General features: G+C 48.1%; 15 protein-coding genes. 6 read left to right on the forward strand and 9 right to left on the reverse strand.

Features of this window, described 5'->3' with window-relative positions; translation table 11 throughout:
* The first annotated feature begins 88 nt into the window (after positions 1–88).
* The gene (locus H2508_RS01450) at positions 89–1,369 is read left to right on the forward strand and encodes an MFS transporter (RefSeq protein WP_182168634.1); all 1,281 of its coding nucleotides are present in this window, start codon (positions 89–91) and stop codon (positions 1,367–1,369) included.
* A gap of 146 nt (positions 1,370–1,515) precedes the next feature.
* Here the strand turns inward: H2508_RS01450 and H2508_RS01455 are convergent, their stop codons facing one another.
* From H2508_RS01455 to H2508_RS01470, 4 genes are all read right to left on the reverse strand, one after another.
* Positions 1,516–1,956 carry a DUF1641 domain-containing protein gene (locus H2508_RS01455; protein WP_220463548.1) on the reverse strand — a complete coding sequence of 147 codons (441 nt, stop codon included), beginning with the start codon at positions 1,954–1,956 and terminating at the stop codon, positions 1,516–1,518.
* 11 nt (positions 1,957–1,967) lie between these two features.
* Positions 1,968–3,158, reverse strand: coding sequence for an NAD(P)/FAD-dependent oxidoreductase (locus tag H2508_RS01460; protein WP_182168635.1), 1,191 nt, complete (start codon positions 3,156–3,158; stop codon positions 1,968–1,970).
* 48 nt (positions 3,159–3,206) lie between these two features.
* Positions 3,207–3,680 (reverse strand): iron-sulfur cluster assembly scaffold protein, encoded by a 474-nt coding sequence (locus H2508_RS01465; protein ID WP_182168636.1) that lies wholly within the window; start codon positions 3,678–3,680, stop codon positions 3,207–3,209.
* 658 nt (positions 3,681–4,338) lie between these two features.
* Positions 4,339–4,794 (reverse strand): DUF4112 domain-containing protein, encoded by a 456-nt coding sequence (locus H2508_RS01470; protein WP_182168637.1) that lies wholly within the window; start codon positions 4,792–4,794, stop codon positions 4,339–4,341.
* Between the two features lie 794 nt (positions 4,795–5,588).
* Here H2508_RS01470 and H2508_RS01475 point away from each other — a divergent pair.
* Positions 5,589–6,488, forward strand: coding sequence for a phytanoyl-CoA dioxygenase family protein (locus H2508_RS01475; protein ID WP_182168638.1), 900 nt, complete (start codon positions 5,589–5,591; stop codon positions 6,486–6,488).
* A 214-nt stretch (positions 6,489–6,702) separates the two neighbouring features.
* On the opposite strand, the gene H2508_RS01480 is transcribed toward H2508_RS01475, so the two are convergent.
* On the reverse strand, positions 6,703–6,915 hold the full coding sequence (locus H2508_RS01480; protein WP_182168639.1) for an EF-hand domain-containing protein: 213 nt from the start codon (positions 6,913–6,915) through the stop codon (positions 6,703–6,705).
* A 485-nt stretch (positions 6,916–7,400) separates the two neighbouring features.
* On the opposite strand from H2508_RS01480, the gene H2508_RS01485 reads away from it, so the two are divergent.
* The 4 genes from H2508_RS01485 (at position 7,401) to H2508_RS01500 (ending at position 10,245) form a co-directional block, all read left to right on the forward strand.
* Complete coding sequence (locus H2508_RS01485) at positions 7,401–8,057, forward strand: HEPN domain-containing protein (protein ID WP_220463549.1); 657 nt, start codon at positions 7,401–7,403, stop codon at positions 8,055–8,057.
* Between the two features lie 151 nt (positions 8,058–8,208).
* A complete protein-coding gene (locus H2508_RS01490; RefSeq protein ID WP_328799279.1) occupies positions 8,209–8,640 on the forward strand; it encodes an MgtC/SapB family protein in 432 nt (143 codons plus the stop codon).
* Positions 8,641–8,874: 234 nt separating this feature from the next.
* Complete coding sequence (locus H2508_RS01495) at positions 8,875–9,657, forward strand: SseB family protein (protein WP_182168640.1); 783 nt, start codon at positions 8,875–8,877, stop codon at positions 9,655–9,657.
* Between the two features lie 141 nt (positions 9,658–9,798).
* On the forward strand, positions 9,799–10,245 hold the full coding sequence (locus tag H2508_RS01500) for a nitroreductase/quinone reductase family protein (RefSeq protein ID WP_182168641.1): 447 nt from the start codon (positions 9,799–9,801) through the stop codon (positions 10,243–10,245).
* Positions 10,246–10,298: 53 nt separating this feature from the next.
* Here H2508_RS01500 and H2508_RS01505 read toward each other — a convergent pair whose 3' ends face one another.
* From H2508_RS01505 to H2508_RS01520, 4 genes are all read right to left on the reverse strand, one after another.
* A complete protein-coding gene (locus tag H2508_RS01505) occupies positions 10,299–11,093 on the reverse strand; it encodes an SDR family NAD(P)-dependent oxidoreductase (protein ID WP_182168642.1) in 795 nt (264 codons plus the stop codon).
* Positions 11,094–11,307: 214 nt separating this feature from the next.
* Positions 11,308–11,733 carry an SRPBCC family protein gene (locus tag H2508_RS01510; protein ID WP_182168643.1) on the reverse strand — a complete coding sequence of 142 codons (426 nt, stop codon included), beginning with the start codon at positions 11,731–11,733 and terminating at the stop codon, positions 11,308–11,310.
* Between the two features lie 311 nt (positions 11,734–12,044).
* Positions 12,045–13,169, reverse strand: coding sequence for an OpgC domain-containing protein (opgC, locus tag H2508_RS01515; protein WP_182168644.1), 1,125 nt, complete (start codon positions 13,167–13,169; stop codon positions 12,045–12,047).
* Between the two features lie 844 nt (positions 13,170–14,013).
* On the reverse strand, positions 14,014–14,898 hold the full coding sequence (locus H2508_RS01520) for a diguanylate cyclase (protein WP_182168645.1): 885 nt from the start codon (positions 14,896–14,898) through the stop codon (positions 14,014–14,016).
* Positions 14,899–15,147: the final 249 nt, after the last annotated feature.

Consider the following 15,147-nt stretch of genomic DNA (forward strand, 5'->3'; position numbering starts at 1 on the left):
CAAAGTGAAACCTGAGAATGACAAGGCCTTCACTGAGGCCGGTGTTGAATGAGGCCCGCAATACCACGGCTAATTAGGGGCTGATCTTATGGTTGAATACCGGGTAGTAGTACGAAGCGTAAGCAATATTCTCGCTTCGGTACGATCCCTATTGGGTGGTACGGCGGCCCTGATTGCCGGCAATAGCCTGCTCGGTGTTGTTCTGCCGCTCCGAATGGAAGCGACAGGCTACCCAATAGCACTAACCGGGGTGATCATGGCGGCCTACTACTTTGGCCTCGGGCTTGGTGGCTTACGCGGAAAACGGGTGATCCTTCGTATCGGCCATATTCGCGCATTTGCAGCCTTTGCCGCATTAACTGCCGCAGTGACTTTAGCTTACACAGCCTTCACCCACCCAACGGCATGGGTTGCCCTCCGCATTATTAACGGCTTCTGTATTGCCGGCTTAACAGCCACAATCGAGAGCTGGCTGAATACCAAGAGCAGCAACGAAACCCGAGGGCGAGTTCTCGGCTTTTACATGCTCGCCTATTATCTGGCGATCGCTGCTGGCCAAACAATGGTTAACCTCGCAGACCCTGAAGCTCCCGACCTGTTCATGCTGGCTGCAGCTTTGATTGTTTTGTCGCTAATACCCGTAACAATGACCAGGCTGGGTGAGCCAAATCTTAGCGAAAGTCGCGCACTCAACCTGAAAACTCTCTATGCAGCATCACCCGTTGGCTTGATTGGTGCTGCTGTATCGGGGGTAATGATTGGTTCCTTTTATGCCTTGGGCGTAGTCTTTGCGCGTAGAATCGGCTTGAGCGTGGCTGAATCTGCCCTGTTCATGAGTGTGGTAGTCCTAGGCGGATTGTTCTTCCAGCTACCCATAGGTGCGCTGGCAGACAGGCTTGACCGGCGACTAGTTATAGCGACTGCGCTTATTTTGGTTGGTGGCTCCTGGGCAGTATTGCTGAGCCTGCTCGCTTCAGGCCTACCCTTTGCCACACTGCTAATATTGGCGCTGTTCTTTGGCGGAGTAATGAGCAGTATCTATCCGCTCTGCGTCGCAGAAACCTTCGACCGCTTAGAGCGCAGATACTACGTTGCCGCATCTGGACGGATGTTGATGATCCACTCCATAGGCGCCACACTCGGGCCACTGTCCGCAGCGGTGCTTATGGCGGTCTTCGGCCCCTTCAGCTTTTTCGTGTTTGAAGCAGCAGTGGCTTTGTTATACGCCATGTATGTGCTGGTGCGCGTCTACAAGAGACCGGCTACAGCCATGGAACAAAAAGAAAAGTTTGTTCCACTTCCGGATGCTGCTCCTATAGCAACAGACCTCGATCCACGCTGCCAAGAGGAAGATGGAAAGGGTTGCTAAACGGTCCTTTTGGCTTGCTCTGTCAGGTCCAATAAAGCTTGCCCAAGACCTGCGTGAAGGGTTTGCTGCGCTTTAAAATGACTACATGCTACGATTTAGGCCACTCATCGCAAAGATGAGTGGCGCTTTGTTAATCTTGGTATCACTTAATCTTCTGGCATTGGCTGTGCCGCGTCTGAGGCTTGCTTACCCAAGAGTGTTAGCACATTGACTACCACATTGAGGCCGCGTCGCGCATCTTCATCCTTACTGAAGCGGCGCAGTGTTTGCCACAAACTAGGCGGTTCATCTTCCTGCCCTGCTAACAAACTGGCATGCCGCAGTGTATTACCCAATGACCAAGCCGTGCCCACTGCATTTTCATACAGCGCCATAAGCTTATTAACCATCTCCTCATCGGCCATTTCCACAACATCGGAAGTTGCAGCGAGTAAATCTACAATATTGTGTAAGCGTCTGCCCTGTAATAACGGAGCTAACTTTTCAATGAGATCTGCCAATCCATCTAATGTGGCCTCATTGGCGAGTTCGGGAGAGTTTTTTACTACCTCTTGCACACTGGTATAATTTTTCATCTCTTCAGACATTGCTCCCTCCTTTACACTAAGCCACGGGCAACAGACCAATACACACCTCTATTAAAGGCTTTACGCATCAAACCTCCAATCTTCGTAGGCGGTGTTGGAATCACGTCCACATCATAGTCGTACCACAAAGGCATACCTGCCTCGAGGCCCATCTGGGCGATGGCCTGCACTCTGCCATCGTAAGCAGATACTGTATTCCCAATACGTATTAAACCTGCAATGTTGTCACAGATAACAGGAGCTTGGTTATGACAGCTTCCTCCAGCTTTACTAATCGGAAGGTCCACCGTGTCGCCCATTACAAACACATTGGAAAACCCTTCTAGCTGCATAGTTTCGCGATCTGTGGGTAGCCAACCTTCATTATTGGCTGCCTTCGATACGCCAGAATCTAAGACAGCATCCACCGCACGAATAGGAGGCGTTTGCATGAGAATATCGAAGTTTTCTTCTTCCCCCTCTTCGGAGTAGGCAATTTTCTTTTCCGGATCCACACGTTCTAGTGTAAAGCTGCGTTTGTATTTAATATCCTTGGAGTCAAAAATGGGCGGCAATACCGCGCAAGTATCTTCCTGTAAAAACAAACAGTTTCTCACCAGCTGAGATATCGTTGGATAGGTGTAAACGATTTCGATTTGGTCTCGTACACCACGACGACGCAAAAACTCATCGAGCATGAGCGTGGTTTCCATCGGGGCGATGCCGCATTGGTGTGGTACATCTGGTGTTTTCGGGAAGGTAACACCAATGAAAATTCTGCCTTTTTCAATGGTGCTGAGTTTTTCATAAAGCTGCAGCGCAGGGTCGTGCTGGTAAAAGTGGTCACCAGCTTCTTTAAGGCCCTCAATACGCTCAGGGGAAGGTATACAACCTGTGGAAACCACTAAGTAGTCGTAGTCGTATTTTTTACCTGAGGCCATTGTTAATTGGCTTTCCTTAAACTCAAAACCTGCCACCTCATCAAGCACAAAGTTAATTTCGGGGCGAAGTAATGAGCTTTGTGGACGTCGCAATTCATCCTTATAAAAAGCGCCAAATGCAACATACATAAAGGCGGGTTTGTAGTAATGCCAAGGGCTGTTTGAAATAAGCGTGACTCTAACTTTCCCACGGCTAATTTCTGGGTACAACTTGGCGACTAAGCTATTAGCTGTCATGGTGCCGCCAATGCCGCCACCCACAACAATAATGTCTTTAATCATAACGTTCCTCCAACAATGAAGTTCGGTTCTACATGTTTTTGTTATTCCTTAAACTGAATTTTCCTCCTCTTCAAATAATTGCAGTAATGCTCGAAAAACCAGACGTGCAGAATCGTGCCGTGCTGGCATAGAATCTGCATGAATAAAAATGGCCAGTTCTGGCCATATGAGTGCTTCTGCTGGCCACTGGCCCACTAATAAAACTTCAAGTTGCTCCGCGGCTCGTTGTAATTCATTTTTGGTGAGCCCTTCTGCCCTTTGCAAGACCATAGCTGTACTAGCTTGGCCTAGAGAACAGGCTTGGATAGAAAACCCTAGCGCTTTTACTGTTCCGTGCTCAATGTGCGCATCAAGTGTTAGCTGGCTGCCGCATAATTGACGACTGTGTACAGTGGTAGTGCGAACATGTTCGCCTGACAGGCGCTTCTGCCGACGAACATACGCGCGATACTCTTTCAATGCCGCGGTAAATTCGATGGGGTTAAGTTTCTCTGCGCCATCTTTTGTGATTGTTTTCGACATGATGCACTATTCGCTAAAATAAAATATTTGCTTATTTTCTATATTTTTATGCAACACATATTTACCAAGCTACAGTAGTGGGGCTCCTTGTCAACTGAGCTACCTCAACTTATGACCTATCATTCATGACAGTAGTACCTTTAAAAAATACTGCGGTTGTTAGAAGTATCGGAAGTATTAAGCGTCTATTGAGCGCTTGCCTTCGCTGATGCGATCGAATGGGCCTGAAGTTGCTGACATTTGACCCGAATACCCCGTTCGGAGCTTTGAGCATGGCATTCAAGCCCTTTTAATTTTTAACTTGCGCATGCAAGGGCTCATGGGCTGCGTTTTTACACGCTTGCTTGCTGGTGAAAGCTGTATTGCCGGAATTCTTCTTTAACGACAAGAGGCAATGTCTCAGATACTTCTCTGACCGGTGGTGGAAGGGCGGGGCTGTGTTGTTCCACCAGGCCCATGTCACTCCACTGTCTTTGAATCGGGCTTTGGATGAAGACAAAGCGCTGTTGGAAGTCGAAAGCGCCTGTAATGTGGCCGCACAGGTTGGAGCCGACCGGCTGGTACAGTAGCTTTCACCAGAACGTGCCCTCGAATCCCGGTTGGTCGATCGTGTCAAGGATTTGTGAGCGGCAATGGCATTCAGGCTGTTTAAGATTTATCAGAATATAAGCACCAGGCCACCGATAATAAGGGCTAAAAGAGCAGACAAGCCAATTAGCTTCCACCAGGGGAAGGGTGGCGGAGGCGGCTCTACAGCGAGCTGCTCTTCCAGATAGCTTCTCAGCAATCGGGTGTTCCGGGTGTTAGCCTTATAGATAGCATCAAATGCATCGCCAACTACCGGCACCAGGCCACCGACAAAATCGATGCCCATATTGCGCAGCACGCGCAGCTTCACTTCCTTGCTCGCCCCGGCTCGCTGAGCTTCGACCAGCACATAACTGGATATTAGAAGACCTGCCACGTCTCCCACCACCGGCACCAGTCCAATAATAGAGTCTGCACCAAATTTGAAGCGGGTGAATGGTATTCCGATGCTGCTATCGGTGAAGTGACTGAACTTGTCCAGTCGCTTGAGTATCGCCCTCTGCCGGGCTTCGATAGGTTTGGCCATAACATGTACCAATGCGCACAAGCTCTGGGCAACGGAGCCCTGGAACTTACACCTGAAATATGGAAGTGAAATGCGTATCGCGTGTTCACCCGTGGATCACCCGCTCTTTGCTGATTATAACTGAGTGAAGCCAGTGATGTGTAAAACTGACAATTAGACTACTTACCTCCCGGAGTCTTGTTCGCGGCGGTGGGCATGTCATTTATATCCCTTCAACCCTGGACGGGAGCAGACAATAATTCATGCCATGGGGTGTTCACTGTCGGCCCTGCCGGTGGGGTGCTGACCTGCTTGAGTCCTGCTCAGTGAAAAAACTTAGGTCTCAGTTTCTCAGCTCGGTAGCAGCAGGGCGGGGATGCTCTGTTAGCTGTGTAAGGGTTCAATACTGCTGGGCTTAGCAGCTCAATAGTAAGGATTACAATTGTTGGTTTTAGCTTCTAATATGTCGCTTATGACGTCGCAACATTCCTTATCTAAAACACCTTCCTCTAAGGTAGCTTCCAAGTATTGGCCCTTATCGCTGGATGACTATCTGGCTTGTGCTCTTTTGGTCGTCAGTGCCTTATTTCTTGATCAACTCAGTGGGTAGATAATTATGCTTACAACCTGGGGATTCATGTTAGGAAATCTTTACGCGATGCTATTTACTTGTATGGATCCCAAGGGCGGTACGCGAGAAGGGCTTATTCCACTAGCTCTGATGCTGTTTCTTAGTTTTAGTGGCATTGCAATAACTGCTACCAAAATGTCTTTTTGAATAACAAGCCCAAGCGGGGTTGTCGGGGGAGTGAAAAATGTCTTACCAGCTCAGCCAAGACCAAGTAGAACGCTATAAAATCTATGGTTGCCTGTTTCCTCTGGATATTCTGAGCAAGGAGGACGCGTCTCGCCTCAGAGGTGAACTTGAAGACTGCGAAAAAATGCAAGGTCGTCCTTTAGACCGGCTGCAATCTAACAAAAGCTATCTTCTGTACGACTGGGCCGATGAACTAGTCCATCATCCAAAGATTTTGGACGCCGTGGAATCCATTGTGGGCCCAGATATTCTTTGCTACATGACGCAGCTCTTCACTAAAGAAGCAGGTTCAGAAACCTATGTCTCAATGCACCAAGATGCTGCTTACTGGGGCATCGAAGCGGATGATGTTATCACTGCTTGGGTCGCTCTGAGTCCTGCCACCGCCAAATCAGGTGCGATGAAAGTTTTGCCTGGCAGTCACACTCAAATCCTCGAGCAGAAAAACACCTATGCTAAAAACAATTTACTAAGCCGAGGACAGGAAATCGCAGCTGAGCAGCTCGATGAAAGCAAGCTGGTATATATGGAGTTAGAGCCGGGCCAAATGTCTCTTCATCATTATTTAATGGTGCATGGTTCGGATGCAAACAGCAGTGACGACCGCAGGATTGGGCTTGCTATCCGTTATGTCGCCGCTAGCGCCAAAAAGCTAGGTAAGCCAGAATCTGCTCTTCTTGTCAGAGGAAAGAATACGAGTAACTTTATTATGGAAAGGCGCACACGCGGGCTATCGCAGAAAGTTCGTGCCCGCAAACACAGCCAGGCTATCGCTCGCCAAATGCACAATCTTTTTGAACCCAGCAAAGATGCCGCTTTGGGAGAGAGAATTCGCCTCAAACTTACCAAGACATTGGGACTAACTCTTAGCTATTGGCGCAATCTTCGTGCACGCTAAAAAAACCTAGAAACACATTTCAAAGAGGCTAAGAACATGTATAACGACACTTCAAAGAATGAAGGCTTTGCAGAGCTATGACTCGTTGACTTGCAAGGACGACTGATTCTGGCGGGAGTAGCCGCTCATTAGTACATATTGGCCACGCTATGAAACGCAGCCACAACCTTACAAGCTTTGATACTTCGGACTAGGCCAGCCTATGCTGTCTACTTCAGCGGCTGGTCCACCAATTTAAAAACTCATCGAACTCGATGCGGCCATTGCCATTGGTGTCGATGACTTCGAAACCAATTACTACTTCCTCGGCTGACATATCCGCCCCTAGCGCATCGAGTAGATTGGCAAACTCGTCTTTATCGATCGCACCGTTATTATCGCTATCGAAGTAGTCAAAATTTTCACGCAGTTCCGAATTATCTGGCATTTTGTACTCCTACTTGGAAGGCCTGCACACTGAGCTATCGTATCGCGCTCCGCTACGAGATTCTACCTTGAGGATAAGACCCCAGAGGCGCTAGGCTAACAAGCTTAGCCTCTATCCCGGTCATGGATGGACTGCGCTTGTCTCGGGTGTGGACTACCCCTAACCAAGGCCTCGAGCCATAGCATCTGTGCTTCAATCCCAGCACTAAAGTTCAGATCTTGGCCGCGTATCTCGATGACTAAGTTGAAACCACGCTTCAACCCTTGGGTCCGTCATTCCCGCATAGCACTCGGCTCCTTGGAATTCTGTCCAGCAGTGATCGTGCCAACTATGATTAGCTAGTGTTGGACAAAACTTCTCAGTACAACTGGCTTGAAGCTTGAGCTTCGTATATCTCTAAGTTGCTGTTTTTGCGCATGAAAGCTTGTTTCAGCTGGGCTATTTACCAATAATGATGTGAGAACCTAGTGCAGGGAAGCCGTTAGATGTCCATCACATATTCAGATTTAAAGGCTCGCCAACGAGCGGAAAGAGAAAGTCATTCCGAAGGCCTGGCACTGCGTACCCACCGCGCCCTCAGTTGGCTAGATAGAGCAGAGCAGTGCGAGGATGAAGACGGAAAGTTCATATTCCTCTGGATCGCCTTCAATGCCGCTTATGCCAACGAGATCGTCGAGGGCGAGCGAGCTCATGAGAAAAAGACCTTTGTGATGTTCCTCGAAAAACTCGTAGAGCTCGATACTGAAGATACCCTGTATCAGCTGATCTGGAGTGAATTCTCCGGCTCAATCAGGGTTCTCTTAAACAACCAATTTGTCTTCGAGCCCTTCTGGGAGTACCAGCGTGGCAATATTTCGCAGGAGCAATGGAAGTCTAGCTTTGATAGTGCTAGGACCGCGGCAAACCGCGCCTTGGCGGAGCACAGAACCGCTGATGCACTGTCTATTATCCTTTCGCGCATGTATACGCTTCGTAACCAGCTAGTACACGGCGGAGCAACCTGGAATTCTAGGGTCAATCGCGATCAGTTGAGTGATTGCGCCAGGTTTTTGGGTAAGCTCGTCCCGCAGATCATTAAGCTGATGCTGGATAATCCGAACACGCTTTGGGGAGATGCTGTCTACCCGGTGGTCGAATCTTGAGATGCTCGAAAACCTTAGCTATATATAGGCAATTTATACAGGTAGCCGCGGGCTACTAGGAGCTGTTCTTCGAGCAATTCCGCAAGGAGACATCTGTTCATTAGTTGTTTGTATAAATCACCGACGTAAAATAATAAGGAGAGCCAAGCCAGTGGAGCTAACACTTGATCTGACCGAAGTCTGGATGAACTTAACGCAGCTGGGCATCGCTTTTTTACTGGCTCTGCCCATTGCTTTTAATCGTGAAAATAGCGAGCAAGGCGCCGGGCTTCGCACCTTTCCTCTGGTTGCCATCGCCTGCTGTGCTTTTATGCTGGTGGGCGTGAGTGTCTACTCGGGCTCTGATGCAGAAGCGCGCATCATGTACGGCATTATCACTGGCATGGGCTTTATCGGCGGCGGCTCTATTATCAAAACTGATGCCGGCGCCTCCGGTACCGCTACCGCCGCAGGGCTATGGTTAACAGGTGCTATTGGTATCTCAGTGGCCTATAAGCGCTACGAGATTGCAGTTGTGCTCTCAGTAGTTGGCTTTTTAATCTTTCAGTTTTCAGGTTTTATTAAGCGGGGCTCTAAGCGCTAAACTCAATATGGGCCTCGGCTGATATCACGGCTTGTTTGGCGTTCTACTATAGACGCTGGAATTAAAAAGTGAGAAAACTACAGCTGCGCGCTAGTACATCAGCACGAAGAGCAGGTGACTCATGGTCACGCCACCACGTCCAGGGTTCTCCGAGACCTTGCATCTCTTTATATTCTGGCGTTATGGTGTGCCGATACGCATCCAAACATAACTCAGAAAAATGGGAGTGCGATAGTGAGTGAATCAAACTCGGTTGAAACGGTCTCTGAAGCCATTGCTGCCTTTCAGCGCGGAGAGCTTCCTCAGGAGCTTCTCCTGTGGAATATCGTGTGCTGTGAAAAGTTCATCGTGCCCGTCATAAAAGACGACGAGGGCACTCACATTCGCAGCTTCAGCGACGGTGTCGGCGCAGCCAAACAAATCATTGCCTTCTCCGAACCGGAAGCCCTGGAAGGCGCACGTGCAAGCGAAGAGGCTCACAATCTTGATGGCGACTTTGCCGTTATTTCCTCGAGCACACTACTCAGCTTTGTGGATAGCGACGAAGCGCTGGTGATCAACCCGCATACTGAACACTCACTGACTTTCCAGCCAGGGCAAGCAGAATCCATTCGTGAGGCGGGTCGAATGTCTGGAGTTGAGCGGGCGCTCTCGATGAGCAGGCGTCCCCCACTGGACCCAAACGCGTTGCGTGCCATCGCCTCCTATAAGGACTTTCACCTCGTTCTACGAAACGAAAATCGCCTAGACCTCGCGCCTGACCCACAAGGGCGCGCGCTCCTCGCTGCCTTTACCTCCGAAGAAGCGCTTCATGAGTACCTCGGCAAAGTGACTGAGCTAACCTTAAAGCACGGCGTTCCGCAGGTCTTAAAACTCAGCGGCATTGAGCTCGCAGAGAAGCTCAGTGAGCTGGATATTATCGGGGTGGTCTTTAACTGCGCCGGCCCCCTCACTCCGCTGGCACTTTCGAAGCAACTCGGCCAACATATCCTCAGTGCTGTAAACGAGGTCGCGTAAATTAAGCCAAGGAAAGCTACTTGTTTTGTTAGGCTAGTCACTAGCACGGGCTGAAAATTTTCGCTGGATTACTAAGGTGGCATGCTAGAGCAGTCAGAAGTATCTTATCTGAACTTCGTTAATCACTAGAGAATAAGAAGCATGCTACAGCGTTTTGTGATGTCCTCCGCCGGACTTGCTCTGGATCGATTTCTAGTGCGCTGGACGGGCTTTTCTTTGACCACATGGGTGTTTGCTCGCGCTAGTGGTTATGCGCCCGGTCCGGTTTTGTATCTAGAAACCATAGGGCGGCGTAGCGGACGCAAGCGAGCGGTTGCGGTTCCCTATTTTGACCGCGATGGCCAGCGCTTGTTGGTCGCTTCTAAGGGTGGAGCAGACAGCGACCCCTATTGGGCACAGAACCTGCGCGCCAATCCTGATGCCGTGGTTCGTATCCGGCGCCGACCACAGCAGGTACGAGCACGCTTTTTGGCGGGTGAGGAGCGGGCTAAAGTATGGGAGGGGCTCAAGGCAGATGTGCCCACCTATGCTTATTATGAAAGCCTGACTGAGCGGGAAATTCCGGTAATTGCTCTAGAAGCGCGTTGAGAAAGCCCGATGTGCTGCCGAGCATAGCCCGGCATAGCATTTACGGAGAACTTCTACTCTGGCATATCCGGCACCCAAGCCACGCCATTGATGTGTCCGCCACCGTCCACATACAGGGTGTTGCCGGTTAAATACCGGGCATCCTCACTAGCAAGGAATGCGGCAACACCGGCAATGTCCCGCTCTGGGTCGCCCATGCGCCCCATAGGATTTGCCGCCTCCATGGCCGCGGCAAGTTTCGGCTGGGCTTGCTGAAAGCGCTGAAAGGCCGAGGAGTGTGCAGCGGGGCAGATCACATTGCAGCAGATGCCGTAGCCCGCCCACTCTCTAGCGGCGGAGCGGGTCAGCGTGCGCAGGGCCTCCTTACTAATGTTGTAGTTGGCAGTACCCATGTGCGCGTTTACGCCGTTCAGAGAGCAGATATTTATGATCCGTCCCCAGCCGCGCTCACGCATGTGCGGAAATGCAGCGAGCATTGACCACTTGCCGGCCCAAAAATTCATTTGTAAGGCTTGCTCGAAGTCTTCATCGGATTTGTTTTCTAGCCGCTCTGGCGGCTGGCCGCGATAGGCGTTGTTGATGAGGATATCCACACTACCCCAGGTCTCCACACAGTGGGCCACCATGCCTTCGACATCTTCTCGGCTAGTGACGTCGACACGGCGATACTCGGCCTGGCCGCCGGCCTGACGGATTACCTCCGTCACTGCTTTGCCATTGTCATCATCGATGTCGGTGACTAGAACAGCAGCACCTTCTTTGGCCAAACGCTCGGCCATGGCGCGGCCGATACCTCCGCTCGCGCCAGTTACGATTGCGCTGCGCCCGCTCAGTCGTTTTTCTCCCATTATCATTGCTCTCCTTAAAGTGGCGAGACGCTATTAGTTGTGGTTAGGCTCAGTCAGTTTCTCAATCTCAGATCAGCACTGCTAGCGCATCTCTTTCGCTGAGGCCGCTGGCAGAGAGAAAGATGCAGTACCGGAACTGTATTTACTGTTCCGGTACCTATAGTGGTTGCGGGCTTATCTCACCGACAAGTCCCGCTTGGGTAGTTCAGTTGTCTCAGCGCTGTTTGAGCGCCGCCGCGATCCAGTCGATCAGTTGATTATAAAAGCCAGCGATAATAGCTTCTGCTTCTTCGGAACTAACACCGACTTCTTGGGCCCGGCAGCGCCAGTCGATAAGACAGCGGTTTTCGTCCAGCGCTAGGACTTGAGCGCTAGCGCGGTAGTCGCTTACGGGCATCGGGCTAGGGCCGGGGATGGTGTATTCCATTAACTTCTTTTCGTGGTCCAGTACCTCAAGGCGTTCATCGATGGGGGGGGTGTCGCCGGGCATGTAAATACTGCGAACCATGCCAGGGCCCTCGCCAGTGACGACCACCTTGTCCATGCCTGGCGCCCAGCTAATATCACCAAAATCCGAAATCAGTGCCCAAGCCTTATCCGCCGATACCGATAGTTCACGTTCAACCTTAACTTCAACCACTTTGTGATCTCCTTACAGTCTTATGATAAAGTTTGGGATGCTAACCTGAATCCATGTCCGCCACCACAGGTAGGTATAGACTGAACCCGGCAAGGTTATAGATAAATAAACTAGCCATAGATGTTATGGCTACATAGCGGTGTTCAGACAGAAAATTTCCACGAACAATGCTCATGCATAATTACTATGAGGGCAATAATTGGCTGGAAAAAGTCTTACAGAATTTAGCGAGCGCAGTTATGGCTTGCTCAACTTTATCTTACCCTAGGGATGGGCAATATTTATCTGAACTAGTGGGTCTGTTTCTGTGCCTAAGCTTGAGATGCTTTCGCAGTAGAGTTAGGAAGCCTGAGGTTAAGTAGGTCATTTATCATCTGGTATCCTGGTAGCAGTGTGATATATCGAGTAATGAACACGAGTAGTGGGAAAAATAAGATAGCGGTAAGTAGTGGGTAGGCGATCACTTCGATACCAAATAGGTTTAACAGGCAATTACCTACGGTGTAAGAAAATAGAGAAGAGAGTCCAATAGGTAAGAGTAGCTGGAATAAAAAGGGGGGAGTCCGTGTGCCGATCCAAAGCTTGAAAAAGATAAATGTGATGACGCTGGTAAGTGTACCAATGATAAAATAACCCGCAGCATTGTCCTTTCGATAACTCATGTCGACGAAGCTCCACCACCCTACGGAGAAGCTCTTATCGATTAAAAAATACCAAGCAAGTAGACACGTGATTACAAGTCCAAATGCGTTGAAGTAAAAGCGTGAATTGATATCATTTCTAGTCGATCTTGCTGTATTGAAGCTCGATGCCATTAGCATTCCTGCAAAGACAAAACAGAGAGAATGCCAAACACTGGGCCCCGCTTTAACTGGTCCAATACCGAATAGTGTGTTCATGGCGTTATTCATAGCCCCAAAATCACTTGCCTTGAGAGCACTTGTTACAGGAAAGCTTGCCAAGAGAATTGATAAAGCAATGATTAGAAAACGATTTGGATAATGAACTCTAAGTTGGATGATTAGGGGAGTAAAAAGCAATATAACAGCATATACCCTCAGAATATTACCAAACCTAGAGTCACTGAGAAAAACTAACGAAAGCATAAAGTCTTGAAAAGATGTGAAACCCCCAAGAAAACCGCAAAAACCGGTAAGAGAATATGCGAAATAGCACTGAAAAGCTCTAATGTGCAAGCGCTGCCTAAGCAGTTGGTGGCCATTGTTGATGACTCTGCGTACATAAACAAACTCAATCATAAATCCGAACATGAAAACAAACATCGGCGTGGCCATACGTGTAAACTGCTTTACATATATGGCATCACTGCCTAGGTCGTTAAAAAAACGGGTTGTGATAAGTAGGTGAGATAACAGCGCGAGAAATACTGCGTAGGTACGCGCGCAATCGATAAAATATAGCCTTCTATTATTCATTTTTATAGTTCGCAGTTTTTTATGTTCTTTTCCGACTATGCTTCTTAAGGCTAGCTAATAATTTTAACTTCAAGTTAAGAAACAGTCCCGATAGTAGCTATATAAAACTTAATAAGTAAAGCGTATTTCCTAACACTCCGTGAGGCTCATGTCACTATTTTTAAGCGCAACCTGTAGGCCTTCCTATAGCATAATCTGCGTTAACTACTAAAAATAAGTTATGACCGCGTCACAGACTAAGCTATCAATTGCTATAGTGCTAGCAAACATTAAGTGAACACGCGTATTTACTGCTATTTAGTGGTATTCCAAAAGTAAGCAGTCTAGAACAATTTTTTATATCACTTCCTTCATGTAGCAATAAACATGCCGATAAAAAATAACGTTACAAATCAGTGTTTTATAGTAGTTTCTGACTACCTTGTGAGCCAGGGTGTTAAAAAAGCTGACACTAGAAATGTGATCGTATTGTTGTTATTAGTTAGTGCAAATGCAGAGAGGAAATTTAGACCTTACTCGATTCTAGATGGCAAATATAACAATTTGCTAGGGGAGTACTAGTCAATAGCCTGTCATCGTTTTTTGTGATGTGGAAATATATGGCCATGCTCTAATTATTTAACTAACTGATTAAGTTGTACTCCTGGTCCACTGTATTAAGTAATGGTATTACCGCTAAGTTGTACTGATTAAGCTCGTATTAAGTCCTTTTGTTATATAGGTTGTTAGAGGAAAATACCTTCGATTTGATCGAGTAGAAAATCAAGCTGGGGCTAAGGTCAGAGGCTTTTGGGTTTTTAACAGGCTGTTGTTATGTCCTGACATAGACCAGGTCAGTTGTGTACTAGGCGGCTATTTCCTTAACAATTACCGTTCCTTTATTTTCTTTTTTAATTTCGTACATCAATTTATCTGCCATGCTGATCATCTCGCATATTTCGATGTTTTCTGGCCTGTAGGTCATGATGGCGTCTACGCTAGCACTAATGGAGATCGGACAGCCAGCAACATTCGTTAGAGAAGAGATGAGCTGTATCAGCTGCGCTAATATCTGCTGTAAATGTGTGCTTTCATTAACATCGTATAAGCAAAGAATAAATTCATCGCCACCAACTCGAGCGATAATGTCACTCTGCCTTAAGCAGCTCCTGAGCATATCAGCTACTTCACAAATAACCATATCGCCTATGTGGTGACCATATTGATCATTGATAGGCTTAAAGTTATCTATATCGATAAAGGCGGTTGAGATGTTTTTTTGGTTTCTTATAGCCAGAGTGCGTAACTTCTTGACGTATTCATCGAATAGTTTGCGATTGGGTAAGCCACTCAAGGGGTCATTTGAGTTCGATGGTTTTATAATTTCATTGGTAGATTCAATAAAAGTTACCAGTATGTATTTGTGGTTGAGCGGGGTGAGGCCAATCTGAAGGAAAACTTCTGTGCCGTCCTTTTTTATTCCAGACAATAAACGACCGCCACTCATAGCAGTACTTATTGGCTTGGCTACGTAGTTTTCGCGCAGGGCGCTATGTGCATGACGAGAGGGTTTAGGTACGAGATCTTCAACAAAGTGGCCGGCTAGTTCCTCTTTGTTAAAACCAAAAATATCTTCGGCTTTTGAGTTTGCGTAAACAATTTCTCCGCTATGGGCAGCCAAACACAGCCCGATAGGCAAAGAAGCTGTCATTGATAAGGCCAAGTCTTTTGTGATTTCTAACTTTGGCATGTGGGATTAAGCCCTCTTCGAATGCAGCAGCTTGACTCGGCGGAAGCAGAGATACGGCGATATCGATTCGTAGACTGATTTAATTATAGAAAGTATTGAGCTAGTGTCGAGAAAAAAACCTCGATCAATCACTAGCTCTAGTTGCGAACCCAGTCAGCCAAATAGCAGAGATTCAAACTGGCAATTGCGCTACCTGATGAAACCATGTTTTGCTTTGCTCTAGCTATGCTGCTAATTGCTATTCGCGTG

Source organism: Sediminihaliea albiluteola (assembly GCF_014077625.1).
In the GTDB taxonomy this organism is placed as follows: Bacteria; Pseudomonadota; Gammaproteobacteria; order Pseudomonadales; family Halieaceae; genus Sediminihaliea; species Sediminihaliea albiluteola.